The organism is Cupriavidus basilensis (assembly GCF_000876015.1).
In the GTDB taxonomy this organism is placed as follows: Bacteria; Pseudomonadota; Gammaproteobacteria; order Burkholderiales; family Burkholderiaceae; genus Cupriavidus; species Cupriavidus basilensis_B.
On the sequence record NZ_BBQM01000035.1, the window covers coordinates 29,316 to 49,946 of the forward strand.

At 70.1% G+C, this 20,631-nt stretch carries 16 protein-coding genes; 8 read left to right on the forward strand and 8 right to left on the reverse strand.

What is annotated here, in order from left to right:
- Positions 1-282: 282 nt before the first annotated feature.
- The 4 genes from KF708C_RS33325 to KF708C_RS36220 all read right to left on the reverse strand — a co-directional run bounded on the left by KF708C_RS33325 (position 283) and on the right by KF708C_RS36220 (position 3,655).
- Complete coding sequence (locus KF708C_RS33325) at positions 283-1,860, reverse strand: fatty acid--CoA ligase (protein ID WP_059416067.1); 1,578 nt, start codon at positions 1,858-1,860, stop codon at positions 283-285.
- A 91-nt stretch (positions 1,861-1,951) separates the two neighbouring features.
- Positions 1,952-2,734 (reverse strand): SDR family NAD(P)-dependent oxidoreductase, encoded by a 783-nt coding sequence (locus KF708C_RS33330; RefSeq protein WP_020423919.1) that lies wholly within the window; start codon positions 2,732-2,734, stop codon positions 1,952-1,954.
- A gap of 188 nt (positions 2,735-2,922) precedes the next feature.
- Entirely contained in the window at positions 2,923-3,171 is a 249-nt protein-coding gene (locus KF708C_RS33335; protein WP_059416068.1) for a GlsB/YeaQ/YmgE family stress response membrane protein, read from the reverse strand.
- 19 nt (positions 3,172-3,190) lie between these two features.
- Positions 3,191-3,655: a DUF3761 domain-containing protein gene (locus KF708C_RS36220; RefSeq protein ID WP_059416069.1), complete on the reverse strand. Its 465-nt coding sequence runs from the start codon at positions 3,653-3,655 to the stop codon at positions 3,191-3,193.
- Between the two features lie 405 nt (positions 3,656-4,060).
- On the opposite strand from KF708C_RS36220, the gene KF708C_RS33345 reads away from it, so the two are divergent.
- Together KF708C_RS33345 and KF708C_RS33350 are read left to right on the forward strand one after the other, a co-directional pair.
- Positions 4,061-6,415: a mechanosensitive ion channel family protein gene (locus KF708C_RS33345; RefSeq protein WP_370552890.1), complete on the forward strand. Its 2,355-nt coding sequence runs from the start codon at positions 4,061-4,063 to the stop codon at positions 6,413-6,415.
- A gap of 346 nt (positions 6,416-6,761) precedes the next feature.
- Complete coding sequence (locus KF708C_RS33350; RefSeq protein ID WP_020205996.1) at positions 6,762-7,901, forward strand: helix-turn-helix transcriptional regulator; 1,140 nt, start codon at positions 6,762-6,764, stop codon at positions 7,899-7,901.
- Here KF708C_RS33350 and KF708C_RS33355 read toward each other — a convergent pair.
- Complete coding sequence (locus KF708C_RS33355) at positions 7,898-8,839, reverse strand: LysR family transcriptional regulator (protein WP_059416074.1); 942 nt, start codon at positions 8,837-8,839, stop codon at positions 7,898-7,900. The genes KF708C_RS33350 and KF708C_RS33355 overlap by 4 nt on opposite strands.
- Positions 8,840-8,983: 144 nt before the next feature.
- Here KF708C_RS33355 and KF708C_RS33360 point away from each other — a divergent pair, with 144 nt between their 5' ends.
- The 6 genes from KF708C_RS33360 (at position 8,984) to KF708C_RS33385 (ending at position 15,184) form a co-directional block, all read left to right on the forward strand.
- Positions 8,984-10,189, forward strand: coding sequence for a CaiB/BaiF CoA transferase family protein (locus tag KF708C_RS33360; protein WP_059416079.1), 1,206 nt, complete (start codon positions 8,984-8,986; stop codon positions 10,187-10,189).
- Positions 10,190-10,315: 126 nt separating this feature from the next.
- Positions 10,316-10,777 (forward strand): MaoC family dehydratase, encoded by a 462-nt coding sequence (locus KF708C_RS33365; RefSeq protein ID WP_059416084.1) that lies wholly within the window; start codon positions 10,316-10,318, stop codon positions 10,775-10,777.
- A 123-nt stretch (positions 10,778-10,900) separates the two neighbouring features.
- A complete protein-coding gene (locus tag KF708C_RS33370; RefSeq protein ID WP_052166022.1) occupies positions 10,901-11,836 on the forward strand; it encodes a tripartite tricarboxylate transporter substrate binding protein in 936 nt (311 codons plus the stop codon).
- A 37-nt stretch (positions 11,837-11,873) separates the two neighbouring features.
- Complete coding sequence (locus KF708C_RS33375) at positions 11,874-13,034, forward strand: acyl-CoA dehydrogenase family protein (protein WP_059416088.1); 1,161 nt, start codon at positions 11,874-11,876, stop codon at positions 13,032-13,034.
- A 13-nt stretch (positions 13,035-13,047) separates the two neighbouring features.
- A complete protein-coding gene (locus KF708C_RS33380) occupies positions 13,048-14,052 on the forward strand; it encodes an acyl-CoA dehydrogenase (protein WP_059416093.1) in 1,005 nt (334 codons plus the stop codon).
- 250 nt (positions 14,053-14,302) lie between these two features.
- Positions 14,303-15,184 (forward strand): MipA/OmpV family protein, encoded by an 882-nt coding sequence (locus KF708C_RS33385; RefSeq protein WP_059416094.1) that lies wholly within the window; start codon positions 14,303-14,305, stop codon positions 15,182-15,184.
- Between the two features lie 153 nt (positions 15,185-15,337).
- Here KF708C_RS33385 and KF708C_RS33390 read toward each other — a convergent pair whose 3' ends face one another.
- From KF708C_RS33390 to KF708C_RS33400, 3 genes are all read right to left on the reverse strand, one after another.
- On the reverse strand, positions 15,338-16,864 hold the full coding sequence (locus KF708C_RS33390; RefSeq protein WP_020205988.1) for a SpoVR family protein: 1,527 nt from the start codon (positions 16,862-16,864) through the stop codon (positions 15,338-15,340).
- A 142-nt stretch (positions 16,865-17,006) separates the two neighbouring features.
- Complete coding sequence (locus KF708C_RS33395) at positions 17,007-18,287, reverse strand: YeaH/YhbH family protein (protein WP_020205987.1); 1,281 nt, start codon at positions 18,285-18,287, stop codon at positions 17,007-17,009.
- A 37-nt stretch (positions 18,288-18,324) separates the two neighbouring features.
- Positions 18,325-20,247: a PrkA family serine protein kinase gene (locus KF708C_RS33400; RefSeq protein WP_020205986.1), complete on the reverse strand. Its 1,923-nt coding sequence runs from the start codon at positions 20,245-20,247 to the stop codon at positions 18,325-18,327.
- Between the last annotated feature and the right edge of the window lie 384 nt (positions 20,248-20,631).

Consider the following 20,631-nt stretch of genomic DNA (forward strand, 5'->3'; position numbering starts at 1 on the left):
GAACCGATATTTGCGGCGGCGCTGCCGGAAGCTGATTCTGCAAGCGGTGTGCCAACGGCCGGCCCATGCGCGGGCGCCCCGCAGCGCGCGCGCGGGATGGCCGGCGCGCGGCCACGGGCAAGGCATTGCGGGGATGGGGGAGATCCGGCGCGCGGCACCGGCATGGGCGCCACGGGCCGGCCAGCACGCGCGCGGCGTTACGCGTTACGTAACGTGTTCCGCCGATGCCGGGTCAGCGCGGCGCGAAATGGGAGCGGTACGTCACTCCCGGCGCCGGCGGCTTCAGTTGACGCGGCGGCTGTAGCCTTCCCAGTACGGCTCGCGCAGCTTGCGGCGCAGCAGCTTGCCGGACGGATTGCGCGGCAGCGCGTCGACGAACTCGATGCTCTTGGGCACCTTGAAGCCGGCCAGCCGCTCGCGCGCCCACGCCACGATGCTGTCGCGCTCGGGCGCCACGCCCGCGCGCGGCACGACGATGGCCTTGACCGCCTCGCCCCATTTCTCGTCGGGCACGCCGATCACGGCTACGTCGGCCACCTGCGGGTGGCCGTAGATGGCGCTTTCCACTTCGGCCGGGTAGACGTTCTCGCCGCCGCTGATGATCATGTCCTTGACCCGGTCGTGGATGTAGACGTAGCCGTCGGCGTCGAGATAACCGGCGTCACCGGTGCGCAGCCAGCCGTCGGCGTCGATGGTGCGCGCGGTCTCGTCGGGCTGCTTCCAGTAGCCGGCCATGTTCTGCGGCGAGCGGATCATCAGCTCGCCTACCTCGCCGGGCGGCAGGCGGCGGCCTTCCCAGTCCACCACCGCCACCTCCACGCCGGGCAGCGGCTTGCCGGCGGCGCGCATGCGCGGCACGTCGTCGGTGGTGTGGTCCTCGGGCGGCAGCGCCACCACGGTGCCGGTGGTCTCGGTCATGCCGTACTGCTGCGCGAAGCCGCAGCCGAACACCGCGATGCCTTCGCGCAGCAGCGCGGCGGGGATCGGCGCGGCGCCGTACAGCAGCGTCTTGAGGCGCGTGTAGTCGACGCTGCGCGCGCGCGGGTCGCGCAGCACGAACTGCATCGCGGCGGGCACCAGGAACAGCTTGCTGATGCGCTCGCGCTCGAAGAAATCGAGCACCGCGGCGGGATCGAACTCGCGCGCCACCACGCCGCGCGCGCCCGCGAGCAGGTTGCGCAGGCCCCAGCCGGAGCCGCCGATGTGCGCCACCGGCATCGCCACCAGCGAGACGTCGTCGTCGGTCCAGCATGACCACGCGAGGCCGGCGCGCTCGCTGGCCTCGGTGCCGTAGGTGAGGTTGCGGTGGGTCAGCATGGCGCCCTTGGGACGGCCCGTGGTGCCCGAGGTATAGAGCTGCAGCACCACGTCGTGCGCGGCGGGCCGGTGCGCCACCGGCACGGGCGCGTGCGCGTCGCGCCAGTCCGGGTAGGCCGGCCAGCCGGGCTCGCCGCCTTCCATCGCGATCACGCCGCGCACCAGCGGCAGCGACGGCAGCAGCTGGCGCATCATCGGCGCCGACTCCGGCCCCACGAACAGCAGCACGGCATCGGCGTGGCCGACGATGTATTCCACCTCGGGCGGCGCCAGGCGCCAGCTTGCCGGCGCCATCACCGCGCCGGCCTTGGCCGCGCCGAGCAGCAGCTCGAAGTAGTGGTCGCTGTTCTTGCCGACGTAGCCGATGCGCTCGCCCGGGCCGACGCCGGCCGCGGCCAGCGCCTGCGCCACGCTGTCGGTGTGGCGCTCGAACTCGGCGTAGGTGGTCAGCCGGCCTTCGAACGCATAGGCCACCGCGTCCGGCCGCCGCCGCGCGAAATGGCGCACGGCGTGCGGCAGGGTGCTCAGATGACTGAAGTCCATCGGCGTCTCCTTCTCCCGGTCTTGCCGGGCACGCGCGCCGTTGCCGCCAGCGGCGCGCGCTTCCGGTTTTTTTCTCGTGGCGCGCGGCCGCTCAGCGCGGCGCCATGCGGATGGCGCCGTCGAGCCGGACCGACTCGCCGTTGAAATAGCTGTTGCGGCACATCTCCAGCGCCAGCGAGGCGAATTCCGCGGGCTGGCCGAGCCGCTTGGGGAACGGCACCGAGGCGGCCAGCGCGGCCTTGACGTGCTCCTGCGCGCCTTGCAGCAGCGGCGTGTTGAAGATGCCGGGCAGGATGGTGTTGACGCGGATGCCTTCGCCGGCCAGGTCGCGCGCGATGGGCAGCGTCATGCCGACCACGCCGGCCTTCGACGCGGAATACGCGGCCTGCCCCATCTGGCCGTCCTGCGCCGCCACCGAGGCGGTGTTGATGATGACGCCGCGGTCGCCGTCGCGCGCGTCGAGCGTGAGCATGCCGGCGGCCGAGCGCGCCAGGCAGCGGAACGAGCCGATCAGGTTGATCTGGATGATGCGCTCGAACGCGTCGGACGGAAAAAACCGGATCTGGTCCGGCGCTTCCTTGGCGCGCGAGGCGGTCTTGATGGCGTTGCCGGTGCCGGCGCAGTTGACCAGGATGCGCTCCTGCCCGAGCGCGGCGCGCGCCCTGGCGAAACCGGCTTCGACCTCGGACTCCGAGGTCACGTTGACCTGGCAGAACACGCCGCCCAGCTCGCGCGCGAGCGCCTCGCCCTTTTCCGCGTTGAGGTCGAACAGCGCCACGCGCACGCCCTGCGCGGCCAGCGCGCGCGCGGTCGCCTCGCCCAGGCCCGAAGCGCCGCCCGTGATCACTGCCGTTACCGATGCATCGAGTTCCATCTCGTCTCCACGTTGTCTGCTGTCTTGCGAAAGGCTTGCGCGGCGGCGCGCAAGCGTCGGCCCGGCGGACGGCGATGCGGCCCGCGCGGCGTGGTATGGAGATTCGGGGATGACGGCATCGCACGCATCGTCGGAAGCGACGAATGCGCGGATGCGTGGTGCGCGCAGGTGCGCGCCTCGCGGCGGCGTCAGTCGCGCCTGGTGGCGAGGTGGTAGAGCGCGAGCAGGATGACGGCGCCGAGCACGGCGCCGACGAAGCCCGCCGACTGGCCCGGCCGGTACCAGCCGAGCGCCTGGCCGAGGAGGGTCGCGGCAAGCGAGCCGACGATGCCGAGCACGGCGGTCAGGACGAAGCCGCGCGGCCCGCGCCCGGGCGTGAGGATGCGCGCCGCCAGCCCGGCGAGAAAGCCGATCAGGACGACCCAGATCAGATGCATGGCCCCGGCTCCCGCGGCGTCAGCCGCATGCCTTGCCGTGGTCGGCGTGGAAGCCTTGCGCGGTGGCCTGCGACTCGCTCATGTAAGCGCCGTTCTTGGTCTTGCCGTACCAGCGCGAGCCGGCGCAGTGATAGGTCTTGGAGCTCTTGTTGACCCAGACCTGACCGGCCGCGCCGGCCGGAGCGGCGGCGGGCGCGGCGGCAGCGGGCGGCGCCGGCCTGGCCGCGGCGGGCGCGGGTGCGGGCGCAGGCGCGGCGGCCGGCGCGGGCGCTGCCGCCACCGGCGCGCTGGCGGCAGCCGGGCCGTGCCATTCCTTCACGCCGCCGTGGCCGGCGCAGGCGCCCTTCTTGGTGGCGCCGAAATAATTGCTGCCGTCCTTGCACACGCCGGTGGGCGCCTGCCCGGCCGGCGCCTGCGCGCGCGCCAGCAGCGGCACGGAAACGCAGAAGGCGGCGGCCAGCAGCATGGGCAGGCCCAGGCGCATGAGCAGCGCTTGCCGCGCTGCGCGGGCGGGAACGGCGACGGCGGACTTCCTGGCTTTCGTGGCGGACATGACGGGCTCCTGCGATGACAATGCCATTGGGAACAGCGGAAACGACGGCGAAACGACAGCGAAGCGGACAACGAAGCGGACAACGAAGCGGACAGCGAAGCGGCGACTGCACGGAAGACGGCACGCGGCCATAACCCGGCGCATGGTCCGGCGCATGGCCCGGCCATGCGCGATACCCCACTCAACGGCCCGCGCGGCACTTGCGTTGACGCCGGCCCGGTGTGACGCCGGCGGCCCAGGCGGCAAGGCATGCCGGCGGGGCAATGCGCTACAGTGTCAGCCATGTCCGCCGCTCCCCCAACGCCGCTCGTCCTTCCCGCGCCTCCGCGCGCTTTCATGCGCTTTCACGCCATGGCGATGAAGTTCCCGAACCGATTGTCGATCCCCCTCGCGGCACGGCTGCTGGCGGCGCTGTGGCTGGCGCTGGCGTGCGCCTGGCCGCTGCCGGCGGCGGGCGCGGCAAACCCGGCGCTGGCCGCGCTGGCGGCGGCCGTGGCGACCCCCGCCGCGCCGGCGTCCCAGCCGGCGGCCAGCGAGCCGCTCGCGCAGTCGCTCGACCAGGTCATCACCACGCTGCAGAGCGACAAGGACCGCACGGCGCTGGTCGAGCAGCTGCAGGTGCTGCGCCAGGGCGTGGCGCCGGCCAGCGCGGCCTCGGCGCCGCAGCCGGGCCTGCTGGGCGCGCTGGCCGAGGTGGTCGACCATCTCGACGACAAGCTGCGCAAGGACCGGGGCCCGTGGCACTACTGGCGCTGGCGCGCCGGCTTCGCCGACGAGGAATGGCGGACGGCGCTGACCGTGGGCGGCAGCCGGCCGGCCTCGCGGTCGCTGGGGGAATTCGCCACCGTGCTGGCCGCGTGGTTCGTGGCCGGCTGGCTGCTGTGGGAGCTCGGCAAGCGCGTGCGCCACCGGCTCGCGCAGCACACCCCGCGCGCCGAGCTGCCGGCGGTGCCGTCGTGGATCGACGTGGCGCTGTACATGCTGCGCCGGGTGATACCGTGGGCGCTGGCCTTCGGCCTGGCCATGCTGCTGTCCATCAGCGTCTTCAAGCGCTCGCCGGCCAGCGTGGCCGGCATGGTGCTCGCCTATTCGGTGGTGGCCGGCGCGGTGCTCGGCGCGGTGTGCCAGGTCATCTTCGCGCTGTTCAGCTCGGCCCACCGCGCGCACGCGGTGCGCGACCTGCTGCGGCATTCGCGCGGCCTGCTGTTCGCCACCGGCGCGCTCGCCGCGCTGGGCGACGTGGCCAACGACGCGCGCGTGGTCGGCGCGCTCGGCACCAACCTGTCGGCGCTGGTCTCCACCGTGGCCAACATCGCCGCGGCGCTGCTGATCGGCTGCTTCGCGCTGCGCTTCCGGCGCCAGGTCGGGCAGATCATCGCCAACCGGCCGCTGGCCTTCCGCCAGGCGCACCCCACGGTGATGGACCTGCTGCGCGTGGTGGGCGCGACCTGGCACCTGCCGGTGCTGGCGGTGGTGCTGGCCTCGGTGGCGGGCACCATCATGGCCACCGGCAACGCCGACGTGTTCCTGCGCCGCACCGTGGCCTCGGTCGCGCTGTTCGTGGCGGCGCTGCTGCTGACGCTGGTGAGCGGGCGCTCGCCCAAGGCCTCGCGGCGCGCGCCGCGCCTGCGCGACCGCCAGCGCTCGGCCTACATCGCGCGCTTCTGGCGCTTTGCCACCGCGGTGGTGCGGGTGCTGATCTGGGTGGCGTACTTCGAGCTCGGCAGCCGCATCTGGGGCACCTCGCTGCTGGCGATCGCGGAGTCGTCGCCGCTGGGCCGGCGCATCGGCGAGGCGGTGTTCAGCGTGACCGCCACGGTGCTGCTGGCGTGGCTGCTGTGGCTGATCATCGACACCGCCATCACGCAGACGCTGGCGCCGGCGCACGGCCGCGGCGCGCAGCCGAGCCTGCGCGCCAAGACCATCCTGCCGCTGGTGCGCAACGCGCTGTTCGTGACGCTGCTGGTGCTCACGCTGATCGTGGTGCTGGCCAACCTCGGCGTCAACGTGACGCCGCTGCTGGCCGGCGCCGGCGTGGTCGGCCTGGCGATCGGCTTCGGCGCGCAGAGCCTGGTGCAGGACCTGATCACCGGGCTATTCATCGTGATCGAGGACTCCATCGCCATCGGCGACTCGGTGGAGCTGCCCGACCACGCCGGCACGGTGGAGGCCATGACCATCCGCACCGTCAAGCTGCGCGACGGCAAGGGCGCGCTGCACACGCTGCCGTACAGCCAGATCAAGGCCATCAAGAACCTGTCGCGCGGCTACGCCTACGCGGTGTTCAGCATCGGCGTGGCCTACGGCAGCGATCTCGACCGCGCGCTGGAGCTGATCCGCGAGACCGGCAACGAGATTGCGCGCGATTTCCGCCATGCGCGCAACCTGCTGTCCGGGCTCGACGTGCTCGGCCTGGACCGCTTCGATCCGAACGGCTCGGTGGTGCTGGCGCAGTTCAAGACGCGGCCGCTGATGCAGGCCGACATCACGCGCGCGTTCAACCTGCGCCTCAAACGCAAGTTCGACCAGAACGGCATCAGCATGGCGACGCAGCGCGTGACGGTGCAGGTCGAAGGCGGCGCGCCGGCGGACGGCGCCGGGGCCGCGCAGGCCGGCGCGGCAGGGGCGGCAGGGGCGGCGGGCGTGGTGGCGGGGGCAGCGGAAGCGGCGGGCGCGCCCGGGCCGGGCTGAAGCGCGCCGGCGCGGGCACGCAGAAACGGGTACGCATGGCCCCGGCCGGCGGCGCCGATGTTCGCCCGGGGATACATTTCAGCGCTGAAAATCCACGCCGCGCATCGGGAAACAACAGTCGCCGTTTGCGAAGTCATGCACCGATGCGCATAATGCCGCAACGCGGTAACGCGGGGCTGCCCAGCCTTCGCCCGGGACGAAAACCCCGGGGCGAAACGGGCCGCACCCGTCCGGGCAACCCGCATTGCACCGGAGCCGGCCAGCACGAGCCAGCCCTGCCGGAGAACCAAAAATAAAGCGCCAGGACGCATCCGTCGCATTGGCAATAGCCACCGGGGAGAACAACATGGGAGAACAGCCGTCGGCGGATGAGGATTTCCACCGCCTGATCGATTCGATCTACGAGTCCGCGCTCGACGTCACGGCCATGCCGGCGGCGCTCGGCCTGTTCTCGCGCTATACCGGCACCGAAAGCCCGCACTACCTGGTCTGGGACAAGCTTGCCGGGCAGGCGCGCCTCGGCGTGACCCCGCACGGCTGCTTCTCGGCGCAGGGCGCCTACGTGCCCGAGCCGCTGCGCGTGCTGGCCAGCCGGCCCGCGCGCGCGCTCGCGGACGCGCATGCCTGCGGCGCGCAGGGCGCGTCGTGCTACGTGCCCGCCCACGGCGCCGACCTCGAGCGCGGCGTGCGGCTGCTCGACACCAGCGAGGTGTGCGTGCTGATGGGCGGCGCCGGCGCCGGCCCGCGCCCGGACGGACGCTTCGACAGCGCCGACGGCGCCGCGCGCCGCCGCAGCCGCCTCGCGCGGGTGCTGCCGCACTGGGCGCGCGCGGCGCGCATGCAGCAGCGCAACATGGAGCTCAGCGGCCTGGCCGCGCTCGGGCTGGCCGGGCTCGACACGCTCGACTTCGGCGTGATGGTGCTGCAGGCCGACATGCGCGTGCGCTACGCCAACGTCTGGGCCGAGGCGCTGGTGCAGGCCGACAGCCACCTGGCGCTGGACAACGGCGTGTTCCACGCGCGCGAGCCGGCGCTGCACGCCACGCTGGGCAGGCTGCTCGAGCGCGCCATGCAGCCCCACGGCGGCGGGCCGGCGGCGGGCTCGTGGATGCACATCACCTCGGGCGGCCAGCCGGTGCCCATCATCGTGCTGCCGCTGGTCTCGCGCCAGCCCGTGGAAGGGCCGTGGCAACTGCCGTTCGCGATGGTGCTGATGGGCAATTCCGAGTCGCGCTCGGTGCTCGACAGCGCGGTGCTGACCTCGCTGTTCGGCCTGTCGCGCAAGGAGAGCCTGGTCGCCATCCGGCTGGCCGCCGGCGCGACCCTCAACGAGATCGCCGAGCGCGAGTTCGTCTCGCCCCACACCGTGCGCGTGCACATCCGCGACATCCTGCGCAAGACCGGCACGCATCGCCAGAGCGAACTGGTGCGGCTGCTGCACCTGCTGCCGGGCGTGGCGCTGGAGCGGGTCGTGCGGCAGTCCTAGGCCGCCGCGCCCGCCCCTGCGCCCATTCCTGTCCCGGTTCCGGTTCCTGTCCCCGCCGTCTCCCGCGCCACCGCCATCAGCCGCTGCACCTGGCGGTCGTCGCTGTCGGCCGGCGTGGCCAGCGCGATGCCGATGCGCGCGGCCGGGCGCGGGCTGCTCAGGCGCAGGAAGCGCACGCGGCGGTTGACGTAGCGCGCCGCCACGCTGGGCACCAGGGCCACGCCCAGCCCGCTTTCCACCAGGCTGATGATGGTCTGCACCTGCACCGCCTCCTGCGTCACGCGCGGCACGAAGCCGGCCTGCTGGCACAGCAGCATGGCGATGGCCTGCAGGTTGGGCACGTCCGCGCTCGGATGCATGATGAAGGGCTCGCCGGCCAGCGCCTTGAGGGCGATGGCGTCGTGCTGCGCGAAGCGGCTGTCGGCCGGCACCGCGGCGACGAACTCGTCGGTCTCCAGCGGCATCAGCGCGTAGCCGCCCGCGTTCAGGATCGGGAAGCGCACCAGCCCGGCGTCGAGCTGGTGGCGCTCGAGCCGGTCCAGGATCGACGCCGAGGTGGACTCGTGCAGGATCAGCTCGATGCCGGGATGGGCCGCGCGGAAGGCGGGAATCAGTCGGGGCAGCAGCGCGTAGGTGGCCGAGCCGACGAAGCCCACGCGCAGCGCGCCGCGCTCGCCGTGGGCCGCGGCCACCGCCGCGGCGCGCGCCTGCGCGGCATGGAACAGCGCGCGGCGCGCGTCGTGCAGCGCGGCCTCGCCGGCCTGCGTGAGGCGCACGCCGCGCGAGGTGCGCACGAACAGCGGCGTGCCGAGCGAATCCTCCAGCTTGCGGATCGAGATCGACAGGGGCGGCTGCGCCATGTGCAGGCGCTCGGCCGCGCGGTGGAAGTTGCCGGTCTCGGCGAGGGCAACGAACTGCTGTAGCTGGCGGAGATCCACGTTGATATGTTCTGAATATCGGATACTAAAAATCTAATATTAGACGCAAAGGCCCCGCTGATCTACTCTGTGCCATCCGCTGCCGGCCCGCCCCGGCGGCGCGAATACAAGAACAGAACAAGACAGATCAGGAGACCGCCCAGCATGTTGCCCCTTTCAGGCGTGCGCGTGATCGACCTTTCCACGGTCGTGATGGGCCCCTACGCCAGCCAGTGGCTGGCCGACCTCGGGGCCGAAGTGATCAAGGTGGAGCCGCCCGAGGGCGACTCCACGCGGCGCACGGGGCCGGCCGCCGAGGACGGCATGTCGGCCATCTTCCTCGGCGTCAACCGCAGCAAGAAGAGCGTGGCGCTCAACCTCAAGCAGCCCGCCGCGCAGGCCGCGCTGGAGCGGCTGCTGGCCGGCGCCGACGTGCTGGTGCACAGCATGCGCCCGCAGAAGCTGGCCGGGCTGGGGCTGGACCCCGCCGCCGTGATGGCGCGCCATCCGCGCCTGGTCTACGTGAGCCTGCTCGGCTTCGCCGAGGACGGCCCCTACGGCGGCCGCCCGGCCTACGACGACATCATCCAGGGCCTGTCCGGCAATGCCGCGCTGATGGCCGCGCAGACCGGCACCATGCGCTATTTCCCCACCATCGCCGCCGACAAGACCAGCGGGCTGGTGGCGGCGCTGTCGATCGCGGCGGCGCTGGCCGGGCGCGAGCGCAACGGCGGCAAGGGCGCGCTGGTGGAAGTGCCGATGTTCGAGTCGATGGCGGCCTTCAACCTGGTCGAGCACCTGTACGGCCAGCAGTTCGAGCCGCCGCGCGGCCCGACCGGCTACCCGCGCGTGCTGGCGCCGCTGCGCCGGCCCTACCAGACCGCCAACGGCCACGTCTGCATGATGCCGTACACCGATGCGCACTGGCGCGACTTCTTCCGCGCCGCCGGCCGCCCGGACCTGGCGGCGGACGCGCGCTTCGACGGCATCGCCGCGCGCACGCGGCATATCGAGACGCTCTACGAGCTGACCGGCGAGATCGTGCGCGCGCGCACCACCGAGGACTGGCTGGCGCTGTGCGAGACGCTGCAGATCCCGGTGGCGCGCGTCAACGAGCTGGCCGACCTCGTCGACGACCCGCACCTGCGCGCCACCGGCTTCTTCGCCACGCTGGACGACCCGGTCATGGGCACGCTGCGCTTTGCCGGCGCGCCGGTGCGCTTCGACGGCGAGCGCGCGCGGCCGGCCATGCCGCCGCGCCTGGGCGAGCATACGCGCGGCCTGCTGGCCGAGGCGGGCCTCGACGACGCGCAGATCGACGCGCTCGCGCAGGCCGGCGCGGCCTACTGCGCGCCGGGCACCGGGACGTGAATGCCGTGGCACGCCCCGGCGCCGGACCCGCGGCGCCGCCCGGACGGCGCCCGCCTGCTTTCCACACCAGCCACTTCTAACATTAGGCATGCCGGCCATACGCGCCGGCCATCACCAGGAGACGCCGTGCCGCATACCCAACTCCCCCGCCTGGGCCAGGGCTTTTACTGGCAGGACATCAAGGAAGGCCAGGCCTTCCAGACCTTCCGCCGCACCTTGACGGAGACCGACCTGGTCAACTTCGTCTCGGTCACGGGCATGCTGGAGGCCATCTTCATCGAGAAGGGCTACGAGGGCGGCGCCATCCAGGGCCGCCCCGTGCCGGCCGCGCTGACCTACACGCTGATCGAGGGCTTCATCCTGCAGACCATGATCCAGGGCACCGGGCTGGCCATGCTCGAACTCACGCAGAAGATCCTGGCGCCGGTGGTGGTGGGCGACACGATCTGGGCCACTGTCACCGTGGACGGCATCCGCCCCACCTCGCGCAACGGCCGCGCGGTGGTGGACTCGACCATCGAGGTATTCAACCAGCGCAACGAGCGCGTCATGACCTATACCGCCCGGCGCCTGCTGGCCGGGCGGTAGCGGCCGCACCGGAGGAGACAGATGAAATCACAACAACAAGACCACAAGACCCACCACGACAAGCGCCGCAACCGGCTGGCGCGCCTGGCGCTGCCGCTGGCGTCCGCGCTGCTGGCGCTCGGCATGGCCGCCGGCGCGGCGAACGCGGCCGGGGCAGCGGACGGCTATCCCGCGCACCCGGTCAGGCTGGTGGTGCCGTTCCCGCCGGGCGGGCCGACCGACCTGGTGTCGCGCGTGATCGCCCGCAAGATGTCGGAGGAGCTCGGCCAGCAGGTGCTGGTGGACAACCGCCCCGGCGCCAACGGCAACATCGCCGCCGAGCTGGTGGCCAAGTCGCCGGCGGACGGCTACACGGTGCTGTACAACACCTCGTCGATCGCGCTGAGCCCGGCGCTGTACAAGAAGCTGTCCTACGACGTGAAGCGCGACTTTGCGCCGGTGGCGATGACGGCGATGGTGCCGCTGGTGCTGGAGGTCAACGCGCAGGTGCCGGCGGCCAGCCTCGACGAGTTCATCCGCTACCTCAAGGCCAACCCGGGCAAGCTGACCTACGGCTCGGCCGGCAACGGCAACGTCACGCACCTGGCGGCCTTCCTGTTCCTGCAGGCCAACGGGCTGTCGGCGGTGCACGCGCCGTACAAGGGCAGCGCGCCGGCGCTGACCGACCTCGCCGGCGGCCAGGTGCAGTTCATGACCGACACCATCAATTCCTCGCTGCCGTTCATCCGCGACAAGCGCATGAAGGCGCTGGCCGTCACCAGCATGTCGCGCAGCTCGCAGTTGCCGGACGTGCCGACCGTGGCCGAGACCGTCATGCCCGGCTTCGAGGTGGGCGCGTGGCAAGGCATGCTGGTGCCGGCCAAGACCCCGCCCGAGGTGATCCACAAGCTCAACGCCGCCGCGCAGAAGGCGCTGGCCGCGCCCGACGTGCGCGCCAGCCTGGCGGCGCAGGGCGCCGAGCCGCGCGGCAGCAGCGCGGACGCCTACGGCCGCTACCTGGCGCAGGAGATCCAGCGCTGGCAGAAAGTGGTGAAGGACTCCGGCGTGACGCTCGACTGAGCGCGGCGCCGCCTTCGCGCATCCACGGAGACCGACCTTGACTTCCCTGATCGATACCTTTGAGCTCACCGCCCTGCCCCCCGGGGCGGCGGCTTTCCGGCGCGAGGTGCAAGCGTTCCTGGCCGAGTACCTGCCGCCGCTGCCGCCCGAGCGGCGGGCACGCTCGTGGATGGGCTTCGACGCCGGCTTCAGCCGCGCGCTGGCGCGGCGCGGCTGGGTCGGCATCACCTTGCCGGCGCAGTACGGCGGCGCCGGGCTCGATCCGTTCTCGCGCTTCGTGCTGGTGGAGGAACTGCTGGCCTGCGGCGCGCCGGTGTCGGCGCACTGGATCGCCGACCGCCAGAGCGGGCCGCTGATCCTGCGCTACGGCAGCGACGCGCAGAAAGCCTTCTACCTGCCGCGCATCTGCCGCGGCGAGGCCTTCTTCTGCATCGGCATGAGCGAGCCCAATTCCGGCTCGGACCTGGCCAGCGTGGCCACGCGCGCGGTGCCGCAGCCCGACGGCGGCTGGCGCCTGAACGGGCGCAAGATCTGGACCACCAACGCCGACCGCTGCCACTACATGCTGGCGCTGGTGCGCACCTCCGGCGCCGCGGAGGACCGCCAGCGCGGCCTGTCGCAGGTGATCGTGGACCTGTCCGCGCCGGGCGTGACGGTGCGCCCGATCCACGACCTCGCCGGCGACGCGCATTTCTCCGAGGTCAGCTTCGAGGACGTGCCGCTGCCGGCCGACGCGCTGGTGGGCAAGGAGGGCAGCGGCTGGGAACAGGTCAACGCCGAGCTGGCCTTCGAGCGCAGCGGGCCGGAGCGCCTGTACTCCAGCGTGGTGCTGCTCGACGCCTGGATCGCCGCGCTGCGGCGCGCGCCGGCGGCGCGGCGCGACACCGCCACCATCGGCCGGCTGGCCGCGCGGCTGGCGGTGCTGCGCACCATGTCGCTGGCGGTCACGGCGCGGCTGGCCGCGGGCGAGAGCCCGGTGGTGGAAGCCGCGCTGGTCAAGGACCTCGGCACCGAATTCGAGCAGTCCATCCCCGCGCTGGCGGAGGCCGCGCTGGGCGACGACGCCCACCTCGCCGCCGACGGCGCGCTGTACCGCACCCTGGCCTACGTCAGCCAGGTGGCGCCGTCCTATTCGCTGCGCGGCGGCACGCGCGAGATCCTGCGCGGCATGATCGCGCGCGGCCTCGGCCTGCGCTGACACGGAGCCCTCCATGCACAACGCTTATTCCGACGCGCTCGACACCCTGCTGCGCGACTGCTGCACGCCCGCCGTGGTGCGCGCCGTGGAGCACGGCGGCGATCCCCTGCCGCTGTGGCAGGCCCTGCGGGACAGCGGCTTCGCCGACTGCCTGCTGCCCGAGGAAGCCGGCGGCGCCGGCCTGCCGCTGGCCGAGCTGGCGCCGGTGCTGTTCGCGCTCGGCCGCCATGCGCTGCCGCTGCCGCTGGGCCAGACCATGTTCGCGCGCGCGCTGCTGCACGCCGCCGGCCACGCCGTGCCGGCCGAGCCGGTCGCGCTGGCCGCCTTCGACGACGGCGCCGAAACCGCGCTGGCCGCCGGCGGCGCGCACGCGGCATGGTTCCTGGTGCAGGACGGCACGCGCTGCGTGCTGCTGCCGCGCGCGCAGGCGCGCGTGTCCGCCACCGGCGTGCCGGCCGACCTGACCGTCGCGCTGGCGCGCCCGGCGCCGGACGGCCCCGGCGCGTTCGCGCTGCCGGCCGGCGCGCTGCGCGAGATCGGCGCCTGCGTGCACGCCGCGCAGATGGCCGGCGCCATGTCCCGGATGTTCGAGCTCACGCTGCAATACGCCAACGACCGCCAGCAGTTCGGCCGCGCCATCGGCAAGTTCCAGGCGATCCAGCACCAGATCAGCGTGATGGCCGAGCACGTCGCCGCCGCGCGCATGGCCGCGCAGCTGGCCTGCGCCGGCGGCGGCCGCTTCAACGCCTGGCAGCCGGACCCGCTGCGCGCGGCCATCGGCAAGCTCAACGCCAGCGAGGCGGTCACGCCGGTGACGGCCATCGCGCACGCGGTGCACGGCGCCATCGGCATCACCGCGGAATACGACCTGCAGCTCTACACGCGCCGCCTGCATGCGTGGCGGCTGGCAGACGGCTCCGAGACCTACTGGGGGCGGGTGGTGGGCGAAGCCGTCTGCGCCGGGCCCGCCGACGGCGCGGTCGCGCTGGCGCGGCGCTGGAGCGGGGAGGCGGCTTAGTGGCTTAGTGGCGTAGCGACGCGCCAGCCCACGCGCGGTCCGGGCGTGGGCTGGCGTGCGAATCAGCTTTCCTCCTACACGCGCGTGGGATCCGAGGCGATTTTGCAGGCCTCCGGACGATGAAAGGATGGGCTGGCGGCATATCATTGGCGTATTCACCACCGCGCTGATTGCCGCCTGGCGCCGGCGCCGCCGTTGCGGCCCATCCACGGATTCGGTGTCTCCCGCTGGCCGGGATACGGAGGCTGATGTGTCGATACTTCGAGCAACGCCCGCGCGTGCCGCGGCATGGCGGCGAATCCTCCTGCTGCTCCTCCTGCTGCTGGCGCTGGCCGTCCTGGCAGCCGGCGCGCGGGCGCAGACGCCTTCGCCCGCGCCCGAGTGGCAGTACTCGGCCGGCATCCCGCTGGAGAAGATGTTCGAGCCCGAGATACCGGAATGGGCCGTGCGCGTCGGCGCGGCGGCCATCTACCGGCCGCGCTACGATGGCGCCTCCAGCTACCACGTGCTCGCGGGCGCCACGCTCGACGTGCGCTACCGCGACCTGTTCTTCGCCTCCACCGGCGAGGGCATCGGCGTCAACGCGGTCAGCACGCCGCACCTGCGCGCCGGCCTGGCCATCACCTACAACCTCGGGCGGCGCGAGGCCGACGACCACGCCCACCTGCACGGCATGGGCAACATCAACTTCGCGCCCGAGGCCAAGCTGTTCGTCGACTACGTGGTCTCGAAGGAATTCCCGCTGGTGATCCGCGCCAACGCGCGGCGCGCGCTGGGCGGGTCCGACGGCTGGATCGGCGATCTCGGCGCCTACCTGCCGCTGCCGGGCAGTTCGGAGCACTTCTACTGGTTCGCCGGGCCCAGCGTGAGCTTCGCGGATTCGCGCTACATGGACACGTGGTTCGGCGTGAGCGCGGCGCAATCGGCGCGCTCGGGCTTCGCGCAGCACCATGTCGGCGCCGGCATCAAGTCCTACGGCGCGGGGCTGAGCGCGATGTGGTTCCTGCACAAGCACTGGTTCATCACCGCCGACGCGAGCATCTCGCAACTGGTCGGCGCCGCCGCCGACAGCCCGGTCGTGCAGCGGCCCACCACGTTCTCGGCGGACCTGTCGGTCAATTACCAGTTCTGACCATCCGTCCCGAGCGCCGCCACCATCTCAAACCGCTTTAGACGTTGTTTCAACATGAAGCGAAGCGGTCCTGGCTGGGCGCGCGGCCGCAGACAGTACAAGTAGTACTTGCCGTGCCGCGCAACGACGCCAGGATCTTTTTGAAACGACTTCTCAGGCCGCCTTGCGGTGCCGGCGCTCCGGCTTGCATTCGAACTTGGATTCGCGCCGGCCGTCTTCGTAGGCCACCTCCAGCCGCACCGTGAAGCCCCACAGCCGCGTGACGTGGCGGATCACCTCGTCGAAGTTCTGCGCCAGCGGGCGGCGCTCGTTCTGGAGGTGCCGCAAGGTCAGCGAGCGGTCGCCGCCGACGTCCACGTTGGTGATCTGGATGTTGGGCTCCATGTTCGACAGGTCGTACTGGTTGGCCAGCAGCTGCCGGATGTTGCGGTAGCCCTCGTCGTCGTGGATCGCGGTCACGCGCAGCTTGCCTTCGCGGTCGTCGTCGAGCACCGAGAACAGCTTGAGCTCGCGGATCACGCGCGGCGACAGGAACTGCAGCAGGAAGCTCTCGTCCTTGAAGTTGCGCATGGCGAAGTCGAGCGTCTTGCGCCAGTCGCTGCCGGCGAATTCGGGCGCCCAGCGGTAGTCTTCCTCGGTCGGGTTCTCGCACATGCGGCGCAGGTCCTGGAACATCAGGAACCCGACCGTGTACGGGTTCAGGCCGCTGTAGTACGGGCTGTTGTACGGCGGCTGGTAGATCACGTTGGTGTGCGCCTGCAGCAGCTCCATCATGAAGGCGTCGTTGACCAGGCCTTCCTCGTAGAGCTGGTGCAGGATGGTGTAGTGCCAGAACGTGGCCCAGCCTTCGTTCATGACCTTGGTCTGGCGCTGCGGATAGAAGTACTGCGCGATCTTGCGCACGATGCGCACGATCTCGCGCTGCCACGGCGCGAGCTTGGGCGCGTTCTTCTCGATGAAGTACAGCAGGTTTTCCTGCGGCTCGGGCGGGAAGGCCGATTCGCGCTCGAACCCCTCGTCGTCCTCGAGCGCGTGGGCGCGGTGCTTGGGCAGCGTGCGCCACAGGTCGTTGACCTGCATCTGGAGGTAATTCTCGCGCTCGGTCTGGCGCGCCTGCTCCTCGGCGATGGAGAGCTTCTTGGGCCGCTTGTAGCGGTCCACGCCGTAGTTCTGCAAGGCGTGGCAGGAGTCGAGCAGCAGCTCCACTTCCTGCTCGCCGTAGCGCTGCTCGCATTCGGCCACGTAGTTCTTGGCGAACAGCAGGTAGTCGATGATGGCGTCCGCGTTGGTCCAGGTGCGGAACAGGTAGTTGCCCTTGAAGAAGGAGTTGTGGCCGTAGCAGGCGTGCGCGATGGTCAGCGCCTGCATGGGCATGGTGTTCTCCTCCATCAGGTAGGCGATGCAGGGGTTCGAGTTGATGACGATCTCGTAGGCCAGCCCCATGTGGCCGCGCTGGTAGCTGCGCTCCGAGGCCAGGAAGTGCTTGCCGTAGGACCAGTGGTTGTAGCCTACCGGCAGCCCGGACGATGCGTAGGCATCGAGCATCTGCTCGGCGGTGATGATCTCGATCTGGTTGGGATAGGTGTCGAGGCCGAAGTCGCCGGCAATGCGGGCGATTTCGCGGTCATAGCGGTTGATCAGCTCGAAGGTCCACTCCGAGCCGGTGGAGAGATAAGCCATTTACGACCCCCGTTGCGGGTGAAACGAAAACCTGCCTGTCGGCTTCGTCGGCCTTGCCGGCCTTGTCAGCCTCATCGACCTCATCAACCCTCGCGCGGCGCGCCTCTCCCGCGCGGGCAGTGGCAGCGACGGCGCGCGCGCTTCAGCGCACGCCCGCCGGCCAGGCCGCCTTCTTCTGGAACAGGTCATGCAGCACGGGATAGATTTCCTCCGCGCCGATGATGCGCTGCATGGCGAAGTTCTCATGCCGGTCCCTTACCAACAGATACTCTTCCCAGAGATTCTGCGGTTCCTCGGAGGCCACCTCGACGTAGGCGTAGTACTGCACCAGCGGCAGGATGGACTCGCGCAGCAGGCGCCCGCACAACTCCGAATCGCCCGCCCAGTTGTCGCCGTCCGACGCCTGCGCGCAGTAGATGTTCCACTGGCTGGCGGGATAGCGGTCGTGGATCACCTCGACCATCAGCTTGAGCGCGCTGGACACAACCGTACCACCGGACTCGCGCGAATGGAAGAAGTCCTCCTCGTTGACTTCCTTGGCCACCGTGTGATGGCGGATGAACACCACGTCGATGCGCTCGTAGTTGCGCTTGAGGAACAGGTACAAGAGCATGAAGAAGCGCTTGGCGAGATCCTTGCGGCTCTCGTCCATCGAGCCGGAGACGTCCATCAGGCAGAACATCACCGCCTGCGCCTGCGGGCGCTTCTTGAGCACGCGGTTGTTGTAGCGCAGGTCGAGCTTCTCGATGAAGGGCACGCGCTCCACGCAGGCGCGCAGGTGGCGCATCTCCTTCATCAGCTCCAGCGCGCGCGCGGAATACGGGCCGTCCTGCTCCAGCACCTCGCCGTACTCCTTCTCGAGCACGGTGAGCTTCTTCTGGTAGGGGCTGGACAGCGCGATGCGGCGCCCGAGCGAGCTGCGCATGGTGCGCAGGATGGAAAGGTTGGAAGGCGTGCCGTCGATGGAAAAGCCGGCGCGCACCTTGCGGACCTCGGCGATCTTGGCAAGGTGGCGCTTGGCCATGTCGGGCAGCGCCATGTCCTCGAAGAAGAAATTGAGGAAATCCTCGCGCGACAGCGTGAAGACGAAATCGTCCTCGCCCTCGCCCGAGTCGCTGGCCTTCGAGCCGCCTCCGCCCGCGCCCTGCTGCTGGCGGTCGAAGCTGTCCCCGCGCACGAACTTCTTGTTGCCCGGGTGGATCCACTCCCGCCGGCCGCCCTGGCCGTGGTGGAAGGCTGGCTCGGAGATGTCCTTGACCGGAATGGACACCTGCCCGCTCTGCTCGATGTCCATGATCTTCCGGCCGGACACCGCCTTCGCTACCGCCTGGCGTATCTGTTCGCGGTAGCGCTTGATGAAGCGTTGCTGGTTGACGGCACTCTTGTTGCCGCCGTTCTCGCGCCGATCGATGACCGTGGCCATATGCTTGCCCTCTTGGAGAGGCCTCGTCCAGGCGCCGTTACGATGATTTTCTGACGCGCAAGTACCACTCCACAAGTAGGCGGACCTGCTTCGCCGTGTAGCCCTTCTCGACCATGCGGTTGACGAAGTTCGCGTGCTTGTCCTGGTCCTCGCGGGAGGACTTGGCGTTGAACGAGATCACGGGCAGCAGGTCTTCGGTGGTGGAGAACATGCGCTTCTCGATCACCATGCGCAGCTTCTCGTAGCTGGTCCACGCGGGGTTCTTGCCCGCGTTGTTGGCCCGCGCGCGCAGCACGAAGTTGACGATCTCGTTGCGGAAGTCCTTGGGGTTGGAGATGCCCGCGGGCTTTTCCACCTTCTCGAGTTCGTCGTTGAGCGCGTTGCGGTCGAGAATCTCGCCGGTATTCGGGTCGCGATATTCCTGGTCCTGTATCCACAGGTCGGCAAACACCACGTAGCGGTCGAAGATGTTCTGTCCATATTCGGAATAGGACTCCAGGTAGGCGGTCTGGATCTCCTTGCCGATGAACTCCACGAACGGCGTGGTCAGGTACTCCTTGATGTACGACAGCAGCTTGGCTTCCTGCTCCGGCGGGAACTGCTCGCGCTCGATCTGCTGCTCGAGCACGTAGAGCAGGTGCACCGGGTTGGCCGCCACCTCGGTGTTGTCGAAATTGAAGACCTTGGACAGCACCTTGAAGGCGAAGCGCGTGGACAGCCCGTTCATGCCTTCGTCGATGCCGGCGTAGTCGCGGTATTCCTGGTACGACTTGGCCTTCGGGTCGACGTCCTTGAGGCTCTCGCCGTCATACACCCGCATCTTGGAGAAGATGTTCGAGTTCTCCGGCTCCTTGATGCGCGTGAGCACGGCGAACTGCGCCATCATCTTCAGCGTGTTGGGCGCGCACGGCGCGGCCGCCAGCGAGCTGCTGCGCAGCAGCTTGTCGTAGATCTTCACCTCGTCCGACACGCGCAGGCAGTACGGCACCTTGACGATGTAGATGCGGTCGAGGAAAGCCTCGTTGTTCTTGTCGGCCTTGAAGGTCTGCCACTCGGCCTCGTTCGAGTGCGCCAGGATGACGCCGTCGAACGGGATCGCGCCGAAGCCCTCGGTGCCCTTGTAGTTGCCTTCCTGCGTCGCGGTCAGCAGCGGGTGCAGGACCTTGATCGGCGCCTTGAACATTTCGACGAACTCGAGCAGGCCGCGGTTGGCCAGGCACAGCCCGCCGGAATACGAGTAGGCGTCCGGGTCGTCCTGCGGGAAATCCTCGAGCTTGCGGATATCGACCTTGCCGACCAGCGAGGAGATGTCCTGGTTGTTCTCGTCGCCCGGCTCCGTCTTGGAGATGGCGATCTGCGACAGCACCGAGGGGCGCAGCTTGACCACGCGGAAGCGCGTGATGTCGCCGTTGAACTCGTGCAGGCGCTTCACCGCCCACGGCGAGGCGATGGTGTTGATGTAGCGCACCGGGATGCCGTAGTCCTCTTCCAGGATCTTGCCGTCTTCCTCGGGCGAGAACAGCCCGAGCGGAGATTCGTGGATGGGCGAGCCCTTCAGGGCGTAGATGGGGATCTGCTCCATCAGCACCTTGAGTTTCTCCGCCAGCGAGGACTTGCCGCCGCCGGGAGGCCCGAGCAGATAGAGGATCTGCTTGCGTTCCTCGAGTCCCTGCGCGGCATGCTTGAAGAACGAGACGATCTGCTCGATCGTGTCCTCCATGCCGTAGAACTCGCGGAAGGCCGGATAGATCCTGATGACCTTGTTGAAGAACAGGCGGGACAGCCGTGGATCGTGGTGGGTATCCACCAGTTCGGGCTGACCGATGGCGGCGAGCATGCGCTCGGCGGCGGTCGCGTAGGCGGAGGGGTCCTTCTTGCAGATATCCAGGTACTCCTGGATGCTGTATTCCTCTTCCTTGCGAGCTTCGAAGCGTGTGGCGTAGTGGCCGAAAATGTCCATACCTCACTCCCGTCAGATTCCCGTCCGAGGCGAAGGCACATCTGCTGCATCAAAAGATCCCGCGCCAGCGTTTGCAACTCCGCCACCCCGGCTTGGCGGTGCTGGCCATGTTGCGAGGCCTTTACTTCATCATAGTCAAATAACGGCGAAGGCTAAGAGCCGGTTGACCAACTTCACGCCCGTGTCTTGCAGGTGCGCGTGCAACCGCGCGACGACAGGCAGGTCTCCGTACTGCTGCTCCCGGCCCCACTCGCGACGGGCATTTGGACCATGTCTTGTGACACACATTACACCTTTCCCGCGCCGCGTGCATAGATGGTTTTGTAACCACAACCACGCTTGCGATTTTGCAACGCACGCCCCGCGCGGCATTGCGGACAGCAC

What these genes read in the sequence shown, in the direction of transcription:
- KF708C_RS33325 (WP_059416067.1), bottom strand. Translation starts at nt 1,860, where the DNA reads ATGGACTTCAGTCATCTGAGCACCCTGCCGCACGCCGTGCGCCATTTC.
- KF708C_RS33330 (WP_020423919.1), bottom strand. Translation starts at nt 2,734, where the DNA reads ATGGAACTCGATGCATCGGTAACGGCAGTGATCACGGGCGGCGCTTCG.
- KF708C_RS33335 (WP_059416068.1), bottom strand. Translation starts at nt 3,171, where the DNA reads ATGCATCTGATCTGGGTCGTCCTGATCGGCTTTCTCGCCGGGCTGGCG.
- KF708C_RS36220 (WP_059416069.1), bottom strand. Translation starts at nt 3,655, where the DNA reads ATGCGCCTGGGCCTGCCCATGCTGCTGGCCGCCGCCTTCTGCGTTTCC.
- KF708C_RS33345 (WP_370552890.1), top strand. Translation starts at nt 4,061, where the DNA reads ATGCGCTTTCACGCCATGGCGATGAAGTTCCCGAACCGATTGTCGATC.
- KF708C_RS33350 (WP_020205996.1), top strand. Translation starts at nt 6,762, where the DNA reads ATGGGAGAACAGCCGTCGGCGGATGAGGATTTCCACCGCCTGATCGAT.
- KF708C_RS33360 (WP_059416079.1), top strand. Translation starts at nt 8,984, where the DNA reads ATGTTGCCCCTTTCAGGCGTGCGCGTGATCGACCTTTCCACGGTCGTG.
- KF708C_RS33370 (WP_052166022.1), top strand. Translation starts at nt 10,901, where the DNA reads ATGGCCGCCGGCGCGGCGAACGCGGCCGGGGCAGCGGACGGCTATCCC.
- KF708C_RS33380 (WP_059416093.1), top strand. Translation starts at nt 13,048, where the DNA reads ATGCACAACGCTTATTCCGACGCGCTCGACACCCTGCTGCGCGACTGC.
- KF708C_RS33390 (WP_020205988.1), bottom strand. Translation starts at nt 16,864, where the DNA reads ATGGCTTATCTCTCCACCGGCTCGGAGTGGACCTTCGAGCTGATCAAC.
- KF708C_RS33395 (WP_020205987.1), bottom strand. Translation starts at nt 18,287, where the DNA reads ATGGCCACGGTCATCGATCGGCGCGAGAACGGCGGCAACAAGAGTGCC.
- KF708C_RS33400 (WP_020205986.1), bottom strand. Translation starts at nt 20,247, where the DNA reads ATGGACATTTTCGGCCACTACGCCACACGCTTCGAAGCTCGCAAGGAA.